The sequence below is a fragment of the Puniceicoccus vermicola genome (genome assembly GCF_014230055.1).
Lineage (GTDB): Bacteria > Verrucomicrobiota > Verrucomicrobiia > Opitutales > Puniceicoccaceae > Puniceicoccus > Puniceicoccus vermicola.
In genome coordinates, this window is sequence record NZ_JACHVA010000106.1 from 13,933 (window position 1) to 31,381 (window position 17,449).

11 protein-coding genes are annotated in these 17,449 nt (G+C 53.5%); 10 read left to right on the forward strand and 1 reads right to left on the reverse strand.

All coding sequences use genetic code 11. The features are described 5' to 3' along the window. The first annotated feature begins 11 nt into the window (after positions 1–11). The 8 genes from H5P30_RS14180 (at position 12) to H5P30_RS14215 (ending at position 10,017) form a co-directional block, all read left to right on the forward strand. Positions 12–1,058, forward strand: a complete 1,047-nt coding sequence (locus tag H5P30_RS14180; protein ID WP_185693590.1) for a PEP-CTERM sorting domain-containing protein — start codon at positions 12–14, stop codon at positions 1,056–1,058. Positions 1,059–1,254: 196 nt separating this feature from the next. After that, positions 1,255–5,022 carry a glycoside hydrolase domain-containing protein gene (locus H5P30_RS14185; RefSeq protein WP_185693591.1) on the forward strand — a complete coding sequence of 1,256 codons (3,768 nt, stop codon included), beginning with the start codon at positions 1,255–1,257 and terminating at the stop codon, positions 5,020–5,022. Between the two features lie 46 nt (positions 5,023–5,068). Further along, positions 5,069–5,776, forward strand: coding sequence for an SGNH/GDSL hydrolase family protein (locus H5P30_RS14190; protein ID WP_185693592.1), 708 nt, complete (start codon positions 5,069–5,071; stop codon positions 5,774–5,776). Positions 5,777–5,837: 61 nt separating this feature from the next. Then, entirely contained in the window at positions 5,838–6,998 is a 1,161-nt protein-coding gene (locus H5P30_RS14195) for a sulfatase family protein (protein WP_185693593.1), read from the forward strand. A gap of 19 nt (positions 6,999–7,017) precedes the next feature. Next, positions 7,018–7,239, forward strand: a complete 222-nt coding sequence (locus tag H5P30_RS14200) for a hypothetical protein (protein ID WP_185693594.1) — start codon at positions 7,018–7,020, stop codon at positions 7,237–7,239. A 186-nt stretch (positions 7,240–7,425) separates the two neighbouring features. After that, entirely contained in the window at positions 7,426–8,736 is a 1,311-nt protein-coding gene (locus H5P30_RS14205) for a sulfatase family protein (protein ID WP_185693595.1), read from the forward strand. A 121-nt stretch (positions 8,737–8,857) separates the two neighbouring features. Beyond that, a complete protein-coding gene (locus tag H5P30_RS14210; protein ID WP_185693596.1) occupies positions 8,858–9,025 on the forward strand; it encodes a hypothetical protein in 168 nt (55 codons plus the stop codon). A 233-nt stretch (positions 9,026–9,258) separates the two neighbouring features. Beyond that, positions 9,259–10,017 carry a PEP-CTERM sorting domain-containing protein gene (locus H5P30_RS14215; RefSeq protein WP_185693597.1) on the forward strand — a complete coding sequence of 253 codons (759 nt, stop codon included), beginning with the start codon at positions 9,259–9,261 and terminating at the stop codon, positions 10,015–10,017. A 287-nt stretch (positions 10,018–10,304) separates the two neighbouring features. On the opposite strand, the gene H5P30_RS14220 is transcribed toward H5P30_RS14215, so the two are convergent. Further along, positions 10,305–11,183, reverse strand: coding sequence for a helix-turn-helix domain-containing protein (locus H5P30_RS14220; protein WP_185693598.1), 879 nt, complete (start codon positions 11,181–11,183; stop codon positions 10,305–10,307). A 70-nt stretch (positions 11,184–11,253) separates the two neighbouring features. Between H5P30_RS14220 and H5P30_RS14225 the strand changes: the two genes are divergently transcribed. Together H5P30_RS14225 and H5P30_RS14230 are read left to right on the forward strand one after the other, a co-directional pair. Next, a complete protein-coding gene (locus H5P30_RS14225; RefSeq protein WP_185693599.1) occupies positions 11,254–13,548 on the forward strand; it encodes an alpha-L-rhamnosidase in 2,295 nt (764 codons plus the stop codon). Positions 13,549–13,836: 288 nt separating this feature from the next. Beyond that, positions 13,837–17,449, forward strand: a 3,613-nt coding sequence (locus tag H5P30_RS14230; protein ID WP_185693600.1) for a hypothetical protein, incomplete at its 3' end; no start/stop codon positions are given.

Sequence of the window (17,449 nt, forward strand, 5' to 3'; positions counted from 1 at the left end):
GACCCAAAATCATGAAAACTATCTTCCGAAAGTCTCTCCCCATCCTCCCAGTTCTGGTCTTTGGTTTCAGCAGTGCCCATGCCCAAGTCTTCTGGAATCCCGCAGTGGATGAATATGCCACGCAGGGTGGTAACGGAACTTGGTATGCGGATTCAGGCATTTCGGGTGCTGTGGAAAACTGGTGGAATGGCTCGGACAATGTTTATTTCACCTCTGGCGAGAGTGCGGTTTTTGAGGGTCAGGGGAATGTCACCGCGACTCAGCTGCCAGTAGCCAATGGAGTCACTTTCCGGAATTTGACGGGGAATTACTCGATTAATAATTCGGTTCGGACTGACAATGGCGTTACGGTTGAGGCTTCCGCTGGAGAACACGATATCACTTTCGGTGGTTCTCTCTGGGTGACGGGGGGTGAAGACACTTCTATTGTCCACAATGGGGGCGGTTTGCTTTCGATTAGTGGGTTCAGACGGTCGTCGGGTAATAACACAAGCGTGACAATTTCTGGGAGCGGCCATACAGCGATCACGGGAACAGCGTCGAATGACCGTACGGGGGGCACACTGACCAAGAATGGCAGCGGGAGACTTACCGTTTCCGCCAATCTCAACAATTCAGCGACTCCTTTCTCGAGTATCGTGATGAATGCGGGAGAATTATCGTTCGCTGACGATGCCGAGGGGACCTCTCTCGCCTGGAGCGGCGGAAGCCTGGTGTTTTCGTTGAGCGAGATGGATGACACATCGAACACCATCACTTTGAGTGGTGCATTTACCAAAGAATTGGGTTCCTCCTACATCTTCGACTTTCAGGATACGGGTAAAGAGAATACGACCTATACTCTGGTAACTTTCGCAAGCACTGACTTCGCTGCAAGCGACTTTACCTACACCGGATCGTCCGCTGGAGGTTCGTTTAGTGTGAATGGAAATTCAGTGCAGTTCACCACAATTCCCGAGCCCAGCTCAGGGCTTCTTCTGATTCTTACTCTCGGGATGTTTACGTTTTCCCGTCGCTTTTCGTTCCCCAGATCTTCAAAAGCGCCTCGGAGAGGTTAGATGCCGCGTATTTAGCAAAACCTGCCTCTACGGGTCTTGACCGTTATCGATTCTTTTTCATGCCTCCTCGTGGTTCCTTTCTCTTTTCTTGGTCGATTTTTGATAAAGCCCGCGAATCTCGGCTAGAGGCGTTTCGACAACCATCTCAAAACGTCCAGCCCTCAACATACTTAACCTTCCCGATTTAATTTACCCTATGGATACCCGTTGTAAATACCGCTCCCTTTTCCTCTCTTCTCTAGCTTTCGGCGCATTGTGGATGCAGCCGATTCATGCGGAGAATGGCACCTCGAACCACTTCACGATTCCCATGGTGGAAAAAGGTCCCGAGATTGACGGGCAAATGTCTGCGGGCGAGTGGAACAAAGCCGTGGCGCTTTCCGGGTTTATCGATCAATTCGACAATGTAGCGTCCGCTCGTCAGGTAACCTATTATGTGCAGGCAGACTCGGAGTTTCTATACCTTGCGCAGAAGTCGGAGATTCGACCGGAAGAGACGGTAGCCTGGGATCAGAAGAACGATACGGTTCTCACTCAGCCAACTTGGTTCTTGGTGAACGACAGCGCGATGTCGTTTTCGGTCGCAGCGGGCGAAGTGGTCAATGCCGATGAGCCTAGTATTTTTCAATACTCTCTGAATGCCACAGGTCGGCTGTGGAAGAATGAGTGGGCGCCACTTTGGGGAGGCACCATTAAGGCACGTGGAGGGGAGCAGAATTTTCGATATAAGAACGAGTTTGTTTCTGAACAGAGTTTTGATGAGGACAAGACGATTTGGATTTCTGAGGTCAGTCTGCCGTTGAGTTCCTTTGGTGTGAAGGAATTGAAGGAGGGGGATGAGTGGAAGATGTTGTTGGCGAGGGACTATCCCAATGGGGATCAAACCGCCTGGACGTATTCCCCCGATTGGCAATTTTCGGACCGATGGAGTAATAAGCGATTTGCGAATGCGATTGGTTTTGGCAACGCGTATACGGACGAAGAGGGCTATGCAGAGACGACCTTTTCGGCGACGGAGCCCGTTGTGCGGGTTCTCGGGTGGGGCGATCTTGCGAACGGAGTAATCGATCCCAATATTACGATCTACAATCCCGGGAACGAAGCGGCTACGGTTATGCTAAGTTTGAAGCACGCGATTGAGTACGGCGCGGGCCTGCCCCTGCCAAATCAAGAGATGGAGGTGGACGTGCCGGCTGGCTCCGAAGTCCAGGTGGACTTCAACCCCATGGAGGCCCCTGTCGATCTGGCGAGCACGCTAACGTTTACAGCAACGGGTTCGTCCGGGGCCAAATTGATGTATCAAGCCATTCCACTGAAGCCGAGTCTACCCATTGCCGGGAAAGCGGCGCCAGCGGATTTATCCGTGGCAAGTGGGCTGAGGAAACACGCGAAGCATGGCCGAAAGGAAATCACGGCCTATGATCCCATCAATAATCATCTGAACCTTGAGTTGATGGGGAACGAGAGAATGCAGGATCAAGCGGTCCATGATGTGATCTTGTCGGTCCGAAAAGCTGGCGAAGTAGCGCCCTTTGTCGAGGAAGATCCAATCGTGATCGATGAATCGATGAGGATTGGGCGAGATAGTGATGAAAACCCCCGGTGGTTGTTCACGCAAATCATCGAGCTTCCCGAGCTTGAGCCAGGGCTCTATGAAGTGACGGCGACCAGTCGTGCCAAGGATGGCTCGGAGTTGGCCGAAGGACGACAGCGCTTTATCCGGTACGATCACGAAAAGGAGCTACCGTGGTTAGACAATCAAATCGGCGTTTCTGACCGAGTGCTGGAGCCATGGACCCCCATCGAAGCATCCGAAAACGGAGATTCCCTTTCATTGGATGTAACGGAACGCATCATTGAGGTGGGCGGCAGCGGACTCTGGAGAGGTGTCCAAGTGAATGGCGAGGAACTGCTCGTCGGCCCCGTTCGCGTGGATCTCACACGGGACGGATCGCTGCTTGCACTCGAACCCGAGGCCAAACTTCGGGATGTCGAAATCGCGGACCATGAGGTTAGTTGGCGTGGAGGCTCGAGTGGGAGCGGCTGGAACGTCGAAGTTCAGGGGCGGCTGGAGTATGACGGATACAACGAGTTTCGTATCAAATTCAACCCTCCAGCCGACAATGGGAAAGTCGATTCGATTCGCTTGGTCGTTCCCCTGAAGGCTTCCACAGCAAAGCTCCTGCACGCGACGGGAGGCATTTGGATGCGTAGCCAAGTGTCGAGCATTGCGCTGGCGGAAGAGGAAGGGCAGCTCTGGAACAGTGGCCAATCGAGATCAAATAGTCACAACGGGACGCACCTCGAAGTGGGGAATTTTAAGCCCTATGTCTGGGTAGGTAATGTAGACTCGGGGGTCGCCTTCATGGCCGACAGTGATCAAGGGTGGGTGCCCCCACAAGGCGTCCATAACACCAATGAAGGCAGTATCGAAGTCGAGCGTGACGGCGAGACCGTCAATCTGGTTCTGAACCTTGTGGCTCGTCCGTTTACCTTCACCAAACCTCGGGAGGTCTTGTTCAGTCTGCAGCCGACACCGATCAAGCCCTTCGAAGCAGATTGGCGCGAACGTCGCTCACGGTTGCACATCCAGCTCGCCTTTGCACCTTCCTCTAAAGATGGGTGGAGCTACGATGGGCAAAAATGGAGGGGGAAAAATGGCGCTGAATTTGGCGGTGGCCATGGCAATCAGCACTTTCCGTTGAACTGGGAGCTTAATCGTGAGCGGGAAGAGATTCTTTCGGCCGGGTTTGGTCGCGGAAGACTCCACTCAGAAGGGACACCGTTTTTGCCCTATCAGATTCTCAATGGAGCCGTGAATCTTCAGGTGGAGGATGAAAAGGTCCCGGGCTTGCAGGGTGCCGGATTTATGGGCTACCTCGGAGCTCAGGTGTTGAGCACCGAGGAGGCGGGTTCCGGAAGTATTACCAAGCAGGATATGGATCACCGTCTTTTCCGCTATCAACGTTGGGCGCGAGAGGTTCCGATCTCCGGATTCTATTTCGATAATTCGTTCCCGGGCATGAATTCGAATCCATGGGCGGGGCAGGGCTATTTCCTCGATCTTCCAGATCGTCCTAATAAGGACGGAAAGATCCAAGCCGGTTATAATTTGGTGAACATGCGCGAGTTTTTTAAACGCTTACGCACGGTCTTTGAGGACGAAGGTCGCCGCCCTTACATCTGGCTTCACGCGACCGACAGCCAAATGGTTAGTGCCTATGCGTTCGCCGATGTTCTTTTCCTCGGAGAGAATTTTCCGAGGCTGAACGACAAGAATCCGTGGTTCTCGAGCAAATTCGACCCTGCAACAATGCAAGTCATGGCGAGCCAGCAGGCCACTGGGTTCCCGGTCAACATTCTCGAAATGTGGGGAAAGTTCGACGACAAGAGTCTGGGAAAGCAGGCGAAGCGCGATCTCATCGGATGGGAGTTGGTTCATGATACCGATGGCTCTGGAGTTTTTCCGGCCGATTGGAGAGGGATGGACATCTCAAGGCCTGCTGAGTTTCTCCCTTATTGGGATGAATCGGTGGCTGAATCTCTCTGGGCGGACCAAGAAGAAATCTATGTCAGTGCCTGGCGTCAGGAGAATGATTTGCGGGTGATCGTTTTTAATCGTAGCGACGAGGACGCTACGGATATTCGGGTCGCACTCGATCTCGAGGCGTTGGAAGTGGAAACGCCCGAAGGCGGATGGGTCCTGGCCGATGTGGAAAACTCGGAACTGGAACTCAACGGACAATTCCAAGGAGAGAATTTTTCGATAAGCCTTGATGTGCCTGCTCACGACTATCGCCTGTTTACGCTCAAGTCGATTGCATCGACCGAGGCCGATCGCCAAAGAGCGGAGGAAAGGGCAGCCGCTGAAAAAGCGAGGAGGACGGCGCTTAAGGAAGCGAAAAAAGCCCAAAAGGCAGCGGAGAGAGCCGCAGCGGCGAATGATGCTAGCGACTCCGAGTAAATACCAGACACCCAAGTCTAAATATAAATAACCATTCAATCATTCTATGAAAACGAACATTTGGCTTTTCTCTCTTCTCGCAGTCTCCATGGCTGGCGGTTCGTTCGCGGTAGCCGAGGAAGAAACGACTTTTGAGGTGAATGTTGTCAATCTAGGCGTCCCCTCCCAGAATAGCACCGGTGGACGGGGGGATTTCAGAAGGGAAGTCCTTTCCTCGGGGGCAGATTGGGTGCTCCTCTATTACGGATTGAATGACACCTTGAATGAGAGGCAGTTTGTGGACTTGCCGAAATTTATCTTTAACCTGAATAGGATTGTCGATCTGGCACGAGAGGATGGCATTACTCCTGTGCTATGCACGATTCATGATAGCAATGAGGAAGCTCTCTTGCAGCGCCATGAACTCGAAGTCTACGGAGATGAGCGCCCAAACGAGAAGATTGATCGTTACAATCAGGCGATACGGGAGTTTGCGAGCGAGAAGGGCGTTCGCCTCGCGGATTTTGCCAAGGTCTCTCAAGAGTCGGACGGGAAAATCGAGTGGTTGCATCGAGATGGTGTTCACCTAACGGCCGAAGGAAACCAACTTTTGGCGAATACATTCTATGAGGTGATCCAGCCCGACCTGGAAAATGGCCAAATCGTGATGTGTCTCGGTGATAGCGTGACTTTTGGTTCAACAGTGTCAGGTAAAGGCACCGCTGAGGGCGAAACCTATCCGGCATTTCTGAAGCAATTGGCGGAAAGGAAATAGAGGATGCGACTTTCCTCTTCCCGGTAGCTTCGAACCTTCGGCGATGAGAATTGATACTCCTATGTCTGCTCCCAATATTCTCATTCTCACCACCGATCAGCAGCGTTGGGACGCTTTGGGAGCCAATGGCAACTCTTCGATCCGCACACCGAATTTGGATCGTCTGTCGGCCTCAGGAACCAATTTTGATCATTGTTTTGTTCAGAATCCTGTCTGCATGCCCAGTCGCGTTAGCTTTCTCACCGGGTGCTATCCATCGACCCTCGGCATTACGCACATGGGTGTTCCGGTGCCACCTGAGGCGGTGACTCTTCCTCGCCTCCTGCGGTCATCCGGCTACTACAGCGGCTGCTTTGGGAAATTACATTTTCTACCCCATGCCAATCGCGACCACCGTGAGGTCCATCCCGACTACGGTTTCGATGAATTGCAGGTTTCCGACGAACCGGGCGTCTATGAGGATGCCTATCGAGCTTGGGTTCGCCGCACCGATCCGGAGCAGCTCGACTTTTTGAGCGTCGGGTTGCCTCCGGCTCGTCACGACTGGCAGCGGATTATGAATCAGCCGGACGGAATCTGCCATCCGTCGCACGAAAAACGCAGCGACTTCGAGGGGGCGATCCCTTTTCGTGGAAAGGATTCGGTTACCCATTCTGCGTTTGTCGCGGACCGTACCATCAATTTCCTGCAACGCCAGACACGCCAACCTTTTCTTTGTGTCTCCGGATTTTACTCGCCGCATGCCCCGTGGGTTGTACCACAGCGCTTTCTTGACCTTTACGATCCCGACGCTTTCGACCTTCTCGATCATCCGGATGACCTCGCAACGCTGACAGAGGCAGAGAAAAGTCATCTGCGCGCTGCCTGGCACGGCTATTACGCCGCCATTTCCGAAGTTGATTTCCATATCGGACGCATTCTTGACGAATTGGAGGCGCAGAACCTTTTGGACAGTACGATTATTGTGTTTACGTCCGACCATGGGGAGTGGCTGGGAGAACAAGGACGCTGGGGCAAGGGGTATCCGGGCACCGATTCGGTTGCCCGCGTGCCTCTGTTGGTTCATGCGCCTGGTACGGGAGGGGGCAGGGGGACCACATCGACCGGAATTGTCGAGGCCCTCGATGTTGTCCCCACCTTGCTAGAACTGACTGGTGTCCAGCAAGCACCTCATTTGCAGGGGGGAAAGCTTTGCCGCAGCCCTAAAGGGATTTCCGTTTGAAGGAAAATCGGCCGCACTGATGGAATCCCGCGACTGGAAAAATATCCGAACGCCTGCGTTTCGATACCTTTTGTACGACGATGACCGAGAGCTTCTCTGGGACCTAGAAAAGGATCCGAGTGAAAGCCGCAACGTTGCGGGCGATCCCAAATATCAGAAGATTCTTGCCGATCACCGGAAACTCATGCTGTCCCGATTGCTGAAAGCCGAACGTCCCTTGGCCCGCACTTGGCCCTATTAGGCTGGGCATGAATGTGCCATTGTTCATACCGACAGTGGGATGCTCCCAATCTTTGCCTCCGAGCGAGAGGGCTCATGAAGCAGGGACGGAAACTATTATCAACGAATGTCCAAATCTAAATGGAGGCCTCATGCGCACCTAAACTGAAGGTATAATCCTCTCCAGATCGTTTCAATTGCCGCCCAGATGAATAATCCGAAGAACATTCTTCTCATAACAACTGATCAGCAAAGTGCTACCATGCTCAGTTGCGCTGGTAACCCCGATTTAAATACGCCCAATATCGATTCGCTCGCCGCAGACGGTATTCGGTTCGAGAAAGCATATGCTGCTCAACCGCTTTGCGGTCCCCAGCGATGCTCATGGTATACCGGACTGATGCCGCACCAGCATGGCATTACTTTCAATGTAGACGATATCGAGATCGAGACCGATCAAATGATGGGGCAGATTTTCCGAGATGCCGGGTACTCTACGGGTTTTTCCGGCAAATGGCATGTCAATGTTCCTACTCAGGACAAAGCTCGTCATGGATTTGATTGGATGAACAATATTCGATGTAATGGGGCCGACGAGGGAATTGCTCCAGACTTCAAGAGGTTTCTCAACGAGAACGATAATCGACCGTTTCTCTTTTCCGCATCGTTCAACAATCCCCACAACATCTGTGAAGGTTCCCGTGGCTGGCCGTTCCCCGACGGGAATCCCGGGATGATCGAGAATCTTGACCAGCTCCCCCCATTGCCAGGTAACTTCGGCGTTCCGCAGAATGAGCCGTCCGTGATTCGGGAAGTGCAGGGACTCTATCAAAACGGGATCTATCCCATAGCCAAGTGGGATGAGACGCGATGGCGCCTACATCGCTGGTATTACTGCCGATTAACCGAGATAGTCGACCGCCGTATTGGCGATCTTCTACAGATTCTTCGGGAGAGTGAACTGCTGAATGACACTCTCATCGTTTTTACCAGTGATCATGGTGAGGGCAACGCCCATCACCAATGGATTCAAAAACAGGTTCTGTATGATGAAGCTGCAAGGGTCCCGTTTCTATTGTCTCAACCCGGAAGCGAACTAGAACACAACGATACGAGGCAACTGGTGAACTCCGGCATTGATCTTATTCCCACCTTGTGCGGACTCGCTCAGATTGAGTGCCCTATACACCTCGACGGACAAGATTGGTCCAGAATATTAGATGATCCGGAACTGCCCGACCAACGCGACTACCTTGTCGTCGAAACTGAATTCTGCACCTTCAACAAACCTCTCGGCTACATGGGGCGCGCAGTTCGCACCTCCCGCTACAAGTATATGGTGTATAGCGTCGGCGAGAACCGCGAGTTCTTTGCCGATATGGAAAACGATCCGGGAGAGACCGAAAATCTTGTTGGTAATCCGAACCACTTAGAAGAATTGGAGAGACACCGGACATTGCTGCGAAATTACATCGTTGAGAAAGATGATATCTTCCCAATGGATCTGATCGGCCCCTAGACAAGCCGTGATGATCGTTGAAGTTGAATGACCGGTCAGGGTGGCTCTAGAAATAGAATAGTTGTTCCAATCCTATGAAAAGGCCTCCCAGCATTCTTTTTCATAGGTCGGACGAGACCAGATGTCAGAGGTGTTATTTGATCTGAGGGAAAATCCGGATGAGACGGTCGATTTTCTGCGCGATTCGAAATACGAATCTGCGCTGGCTGATTTTCCCCGTCGCCGTCGCCGCGCTGAGCTGGGCTACGGCCCGGATCGGGATCCAAGCTATCGCAACGTCGGCTATTGAATCGGACCAGCGAGCTTATATTTCTTCGGGTAATCCCCGGTCATCCGGTTGTCGTAGAGCAACCTTTCTTCGGTAACTTGGGATTTTTCCCATGGCGAGTTCCCGTCATGGGGAAATTGTCGAAAGGGTAGAATAATTTTTACTCGAATTTCAAATCTTGACTGCATAAGAATGATAGAGATATAACTGTGCGTATGAATTGCCCTACGAAACCCGCCCTATTTTTCTCCTCTATGGCCGGAGTGTTGGCCTTGTTTGCCTCCCCGACCGCCACTGCCGCACTTCTCGTCGATATTGGCGACGCGGTCGGGTATGTCGGAACGAATACTCCCGCCCACCAAGATGGGGGCTTGAGTGCTGCGGAAGACACGTATTTCGCATTTGATGTCAATGCCTCGAGTTTCGTTACGACGACGGCCTTTAGCTCCACCATCACTTTGCGTGCCGCGAGAAATAGTAACAACACGGGGGATGATGTCTCCAACGGGAGTGCTCCAAAACGTGCGCAATCGTCCGGTGCGGGCGTGTTTGCAACGGAGCTCACCGGAGATGCTGCGACAAGCTGGGACATTGCTAATAATGGCACGGAACGTTCTCCGCTCGGCCTGGAAGTCGCGGGGCTTCCCGACGGTCAATATACCGCTTACATCGTAGCCCCCTTCGGGAACTACAATTATGAACAGCGCACCTTTGCGGGTGTTGATACGGCCAATCGAAGCACCTATTCTACCTCGGATTTCACGTATCAGGATACTCTGGACATCACCACCACGGCGATGTGGGTGGAGGGAGACAACTACACCGCGGTCAATTTCACCATTACGAGTGGAAATTCCTTCTACATTCTCGTGAGCGACAACTCCGACAACGGGATATCGGATTACAATACCACGCTTTCCTCCTTGGAAATCGTTGCGGTTCCAGAACCTGCCACGTTTGCGTTCGTACTCGGGGGAATGGGTCTTTTCCTGATCTCCCGTCGCCGACGTTGATTGGACTCTTTGTAAGGGCGAGACTCAGCTAGGTGGATTGATTCAGGCACCTCCAGAAGTCGGAGATATCTCGTTCTCACAGAGTCTTCGCCGCGATCTATTCCGTGCCGAAATCGGGGCGCTTAAGCGACCCGGGCACGTGAGTTTTTTTGCGTTATACTGGAGCTGGGGAATCCGGGGGCGCTAGTGGCCCAAGGCATTATCAGTCGCGAAATGGCTTGACAGGGCAACTGTCTCAGTTGCCGCCTGATCTTCCTTTCTGTGCACCTGAGCCTCCTTGATGAATCTCAGCTTTGGAGCGGAGTCGGCCCACGATATTCGCGAGGAGCACAGCCTTTCAATCGCCGGAAACAGGTAGAGAAATAGTTGCTGTCGCCGAAGCCGCAGCCCTCGGAAACTTCACTGATCCGGTATGTGCGGGGCGATTTGCGTAGCCACTCCGCCGCCCGCTCGATGCGGTATTGAATTAGATAGTCCGAGGGACTTGTATTCATCTTCCGCTGAAACTCCCGAAAGAACGTGCGTTCAGACATGCCCGCTTGTTGGGCAAGGTCAGCAACTCGGAGCGGCTGGTGGAAGTTCTTCTCGATCCAGGCGAGAGCGCGGGTGATTCCGAGCGATGATTTTTTCGGTCCATCAGCCCGCTGTGGTGTTCGTCTCACAAGCACAGCGATGATCAACGCGAGGTAGGCTTCGGCGATAAAATCGCTGCCGGGTGCACTGCTACTGGTTTCTTCCTCAAGGCGATCAATCCAATCCTCCACTTGGCGAAGATTATCGGCGGAGAGGCGAACGCGGCGGGAGACGTCCGACTTTTGCCAGCGGCGGGGTGTTGCGTCAAAGAGCGAGTGAAATCGGGGAACGTCCGGCAAATCGCGTCCGATCCGATGAACGATGTCGTCTCGCACCAGAATGTTTACGAGATTGAGTCGGGAGGTATCTTCATATCCGTGGGACCGGCGGCTGTTAATGACCAGAACATCGCCGGTTTCGATGCGATGGCGAAAGCTGCCGGCGACATGGATCCCCGTCCCGGAACAAACGATGGCAATCTCGAAAAATTCGTGCCGGTGCGGAGGCAAGGGTGGCTGGTGAAGTTGGCGGGAAACCCGCAGATGGCCATTGTTGCGCAAAAAATCCTTACGTCTGAACAGGGGCACTGGCATGGCGGGATAATGAAGTTCTTTGGCGGAAAATACAAGGATTTGTGACTCCCGTTTTGGTATTACTTAGACGATGAAGACGAATCCTTTTGTTCAAGCGAAATGGGTGGCGGCTCCTTTCTTCGGTAGTCGGGAGGAGATGTCGCCCCCGCCTTGGCTCCGGATGAGCTTTGAGCTGGATGCGGCACCTCAATCGGCTCATTTGGCAATTACCGCGCTCGGACTGTACGATTGCGAAATCAATGGTCGAGGCATCGGTGGCCGGATATTTGCCCCCGGTTGGACGGACTACCGCAAACGCGTTCAGTATCAAGAATACGAGGTGACTTCTCATCTTCGGCAAGGTGGGAATGCGATTGGCGTGATCTTGGGGGATGGATGGTATGCCGGTCATGTCGGATGGTTTAAGCGTCAGGTTTACGGTGATCGTCCGCAGTTATTGCTTGAGCTGAAAATCACCTTGGCCGATGGATCAGAACGGGTGATCGCCAGCGGGCCGGACTGGAAGGTGAGCGAAGGGCCCATCCTTGAAAGCGACTTGCTGATGGGGGAAAGTTATGATGCGCGCCGAGAATTCACGGGTTGGTCGGAAGAGGACTTCGATGATTCCGAATGGATCGCTGCGGTGCTCAGCCACGCTCCCGGAATTGAAATTAGTCCCACCCTTGACTCCGGGGTGAGGCGGCAGGAGCGGTTGATTCCGATCTCGGATAAAAAACTGGAGGGTGAAAACCAAACCAGCCGACTTTTTGACTTTGGGCAGAATTTTTCCGGACGCATTAGACTTAAGGTCAAGGCGAGCGCGGGAACGACGCTGACGATCCGGCATGCGGAAATTCTCAATCCCGACGGTTCGCCTTACTACGAAAACCTGCGGACCGCCCGGGCGACCGATCGTTACACCTGTCGCGGGGGCGAGGAAGAAATCTGGGAGCCGCGCTTTACATTTCACGGGTTTCGCTACGCGGAAGTGGTTGGTTTACAGGAAGGGGATGCGTTGGAGATTGAAGGCGTCGTGCTTCACTCGGACACCCCCCGTACCGGCGTTTTTGCGTGCTCGAATCCGTTGCTCAATCAACTTCATCAGAATATTGTGTGGGGGCAGAAAAGCAATTTCCTGGAAGTTCCCACGGATTGCCCGCAGCGCGACGAGAGGTTGGGGTGGACTGGTGACGCGCAGGTGTTCATCCGGACCGCTTGTTTCAATATGAATGTTCGGGAGTTCTTTCATAAGTGGATGCGGGACGTGAGCGATGCGCAAAGTCCAGAGGGGGCGATCCCTCCAGTCGCTCCGCAGCCCTGCGCTTTTATCAAAGACGGGGATGATGGCGGGCCAGCATGGTCTGACGCGGCGATCATTTGTCCGTGGACGATTTATCTTTGCTACGGTGACAGCCAGATTCTGGCGGACCATTACGAGATGATGAAGCGTTACGTAGACTATCTGGTGACGGAACGCAGTAGAAATTTTATTCGCAACCATCCGGATCTGCCTGGGTTCACGGGGTTTGGAGACTGGCTCTCGCTGGAAGGGACCGATTCCAATTTTGGCGCGACGCCTCATGACCTCATCGGAACCGCTTTTCTTGCTTTTGACTTCGATCTCATGAAGCGCATTGCAACTGTCCTTGGAAAAGCCTCGGATGCCGCCCATTTCGGCGAGCAGCATGCGAAAGTAGTGGCCGCCTTTCGCCGCCGATTTGTAACCGAGGAGGGTCTGATCGCTGCCAGCACGCAGACCGCTTATGTGCTGGCACTTCATTTTGACCTGCTGCCTGTGGAGATGCGCCCGGCCGCGGCCGCCGAACTGGTGCGAAAGGTCCGGCAGAAACATTTCCATCTCGGAACGGGTTTTGTGGGAACGCCGTATTTGCTCGATGTCCTGGAAGCCGGCGGCCACCTGGACGTCGCGTACAAGTTGCTTGAGCAAGAGACGTTTCCGTCCTGGTTGTTTCCCGTGAAGAACGGAGCCACCACGATTTGGGAACGCTGGGATGGCTGGACCCCGGAAAAAGGATTCCAAAGCACCGGTATGAATTCTTTCAATCATTATGCCTATGGCGCGGTAGGCGCATGGATGGTGCGCAGCGTGGCAGGTTTGGACCTGGATCCAACGGCCCCCGGGTATCAGCGGATCATTTTTCGGCCGCGGCCGGGTGGCAGCTTGACCTGGGCCGAGGCGACACTGGATACCCCCCAGGGAAAGGTTGGCATTCGCTGGGAACTGAAGGAGGGAAATCTCTCGGTAGATCTGACGATCCCGGAAGGGGTAGAGACTGTTTTTGAAGCTCCTGATCGCTTTGCCCCTCTTGCTGAACCTCTTGGTTGCGGTCGACGGACATTTATTTTGCACCCCAAAGATTCTTGATGCACCTGCGGGATATCAGGTTCTGCAGAATGCGGGATGAGGTCCGGGATTTGTGAACTTTCAAAGCCGTTTTCACGCAGGCGATGAAACTCTCAGCCAGATCGTCTTGGGGGCTTCGGTTTTTGCTGCAAAATAGAAGGTGTTTTCCCTAACGATTGGGCAAGGTTTCTTCGTCCGGTATCGCTGGTGGATGAACCTGTTTTCAGAGGGAGTGGCGGGTTCAATGGTTGTTACCAAACGGTGTTTTTCCCTTGATTGTTTTTGTTATTAATCTGATATTTTTAGGTGATGATGGAAGAAGCCCCGCAGCAACGCCAGATCGGGTTGGATCGCAAGACGGGTTTTGCGCTGCTGGTTTCGCTGAGTTTGTTGAGCTTATTGCTTTTGTTGGTCTTAGCGCTTTCCGTTTTTCTTCGAGTTGAGGCTCAAGGGGCGGAGAGCTCGCGTAATCTGACCCTTGCCCGACAGAACGCTCTATGCGGATTGAGTGCAGCGTTCGGCGAACTTCAACGTAGCCTTGGACCGGATACGCGAGTCAATGCTCGGACGCAAATAATTGCCCGGGATGAGCGAATGGATATTTCCGATTCGGATCTTCCCTCTGCGGATTCCCCGAAGGCATGGTGGGTGGGCGTGGTTGATTCCGATGGAGAGAGTAGTTTTCAGCGAAGCACCGGAGAAACTCCGGTAGTTTGGCTGGTGTCGGGGCTGAAGAAGAACGGTACCAATGCTCTGACGGATTCAGACCCATTTCAGGAGAGTGGAGCGATATCACTTTTTGCTGACGGAAGCATCGATCTCACTCTTCTGACGGATGGCGAACCGATTCAAGGAGGGAGGGTTCCGATTCGATTTTCGGGTTCCGATACCGCTTTGGGATCGTATGCATGGATTGTCGATGATGAAGGTGCCAAAGCTCAGATAGCGTTTCAGGATCCCTTGGATGGCGGCCTGGCCGAACCACTGGGCGGGGGCGTTTTGCCGGGCGCGTTTGATCTGGCCATTCTGGAAGGGATGGATGGCCTCTCCGGTATTCTTCTCGAAGATTTGAATTCCCTGATTTCTTTGGCTCAACTGTCGGTTTTGGGTGCCGACCGTGATGTTGCCTTAGGTAAGCGATTTGACTACACGACACAGTCTCTTGGGGTGCTGGCAGATGTTCGGAATGGAGGTCTAAAGCGTGACCTGACGATCGCTTTCGAACGTCAGGCCGTGTTTGATGAGGTCTTTGACGAATTCGCGGGAGGGCGTCCCAAATTAACTACCGCGGCTCTTACCGGAGATCCGAGACGGCAACGGGTGCTGATGGACCGGGAGAAGTTAAGCGCCTCGAATGACCTACTCCGGGGCGGTTACATTCATTGGGAAGTGTTCAAGGACTACTACAACCTTAAGCGCTTCATTATGAATTTGATGGACCCAGTGACCGGACAAAATGTGGCCTCTCTGGATCCAACCTTGTTCGCCATTGATGGTTTGAAAGTGCCATCTCGACCGGAGTGGCCCAAGGTGAAATTTTACGGAGGCGGACTCGGGCCTCATGACATGGCTGCCGATCCCGGAAAATATCATCCAGAGCATCCTTACGGTGATTTTCTCGTTGCTGCTACCGAGTATGGGGATGATGTCACTTTTCTCAGAGGGAGTGAGAGTGGATTTTCTGTAGAGAGCCTTCCCCGCCGATTGGGGTTGCCGAGGCGTGCGAACGAATATCGGCATTCCCCAATTACTCCGGTGTTATCCCTTCTGCAGGTAAACTCCTGGTTGGAAAAATGGCGGGATAATCCGGACAATCCAGAGAATATAGACCTTCAGTCAAAGGTGCAGGTGTGGAGCTCGTTCTATAATCCTTACAACATCGGAATCGACATGACCTCCAATTATGTGGAGGGAAGCACGTTGATGAAACCGATCCGAGGGCCGTTTCTGATGAATTATCCGGGTGTGCAGATGAATTTCGGAGGCGAGTTAACTGAGTCTGTGGAAAGTATTTTTGCCATTGTGGACCCGGTCGGTGATCGGAGCTATTACGCTTCCTTTAACGCGCTGGAAAATGGCGCCAATGTCGGTTATTATAATCTGTCTTCTTACTCGGAGGAGCCCGTTCTCCTGAATCCGGGGCGGAGCCATGTCTTGGCTAGGGCAGAAGACATCGCTTCGGCGGGGAGTCCAATGTATTCTGGATACACTGACGATGTGGCTGATCAAGCCTTGTACGGGATTTGGAACAATATTTATGACGTCAGCCGCGATCCACAGGTATTCGAAGCCAGTGTAGTTTGGGCGAGCCCCGCTCTGATGCATGGACTTCATTTTCACGCGAATCCTGTTCCAAAGGTTATGAACGCCAATGGTGATGTCATTGCGCGTTTTGAGCCGTCAGCAGCGCAGGTGCTTTTTGCACCGTTTGCCTGGGACCGGATTCTTTGGACATACGCACGAGAGGACGGCAAAGATCCCGAAGGGAAGAGAGCTTTAAAGATTTTGCGAGGAGATGTTCCGAGGCCCGGGAAGAAACTGAGAACTACGGGTCCAGTATTGCCGAGCCGCAATGTGGTGTTGAGCGCGGAAATGAGATTGCGCACGACGAAGGAGCCTGGAGAGTCGGTGCCGCTTCTTGCTGCGGCGAATGTTCGGGCGATGTGGTGCAATCCCCGCTGGGATTACGGGATTAGCTCTTCAACGGACTCGCCGATCTTGGCGGCTTATAGTATTGAGAACGAAGGCGAGACTTACGAACCCCGGGTGCAAATGAAGCCCGGAAATAATGGCCGTGGCTACTCCTACTGGGGGTCCGGAAACGGCCCTGCGGATGGTTATGACCGGGTGATTCTCTTCGACGTGCCGCGCGTCGACCTGGTTTCGCTCGGGCAGTTGCAGCATGCAAACGCCGGACGCTTTAGTTACGAGCCGTCTTATATTGTCGGCAACTCGTACCCGAATCCCCGGATCAAGCCACTGGATCAATGGCGGGCGAGCGTGACCGATCAGTTTAGCGGTTTCGATACGGGTCTGGACGAGGATGAAAACTGGGGAATCAGTGGATCGTTCAATCTCTATGACGCGTCGTATCTGGTCAATGAACACCTTTGGGATAGCTTCATCTTTACGACGATCCCGCAGGTCGCCGACAACTACGGTGAGACGGGAATCGAGCCGTCCTTCGAAGAGTTGCTGAGCGGCGAGGCCTCTTTGCCCAATCCCCGTTTTAAGCCCTACACTCCGGGCGATTCCCAATTCACTGCGGAGGTGCTCCAGGATGTTGGCGACGAGGAGTCCGGAAGCTTCTTTCACAACGCGGGTCATCTCATGGTTGAAGGGATGTTCAATGTGAACTCGACCTCGGTCGATGCGTGGGAAGCTTTTCTTTCCGGCACGCACAAACTGCCGGTCCAGAAGCTCACCGAGAATGGTCAGATCGCCGATTTTTGGTCTTCAAGCGAAATCGAGGGAGTGCGGTTCCCCCGGGTGCAGATGGTAATGGATAATACCAGCCCGGAGAGTCCGGCAGGGGAGGGGAACGATAGTTTCTGGATCGGCTTCCGCACGCTGAAGCAGGAAGAGGTGCGGCGCTTGGCCGAAGAGATCGTCGTGGAAGTCCGCAAGCGGGGTCCATTTCTGAGCTTGGGCGACTTCGTCAATCGGAAGTTGGAGGACGGCGAGCTGGGAGAGGCGGGTGCGCTACAGGCGGCGATTGATCGGACGATCAACATCAGCATAGACGGGGATATCGCTGAGGAGGCCACGAATCCCTCCGTCCCCGGGCAAATGTCGCAGGCCGCCGGTTTTCCCGGCTATCTGCAGCAAGGAGATATCCTGCAGGCGCTGTCCCCGTATATGACGGTGCGCTCGGACACGTTCACGGTAAGAGTCTACGGTGATAGGGTGTCGCCCGTGACCG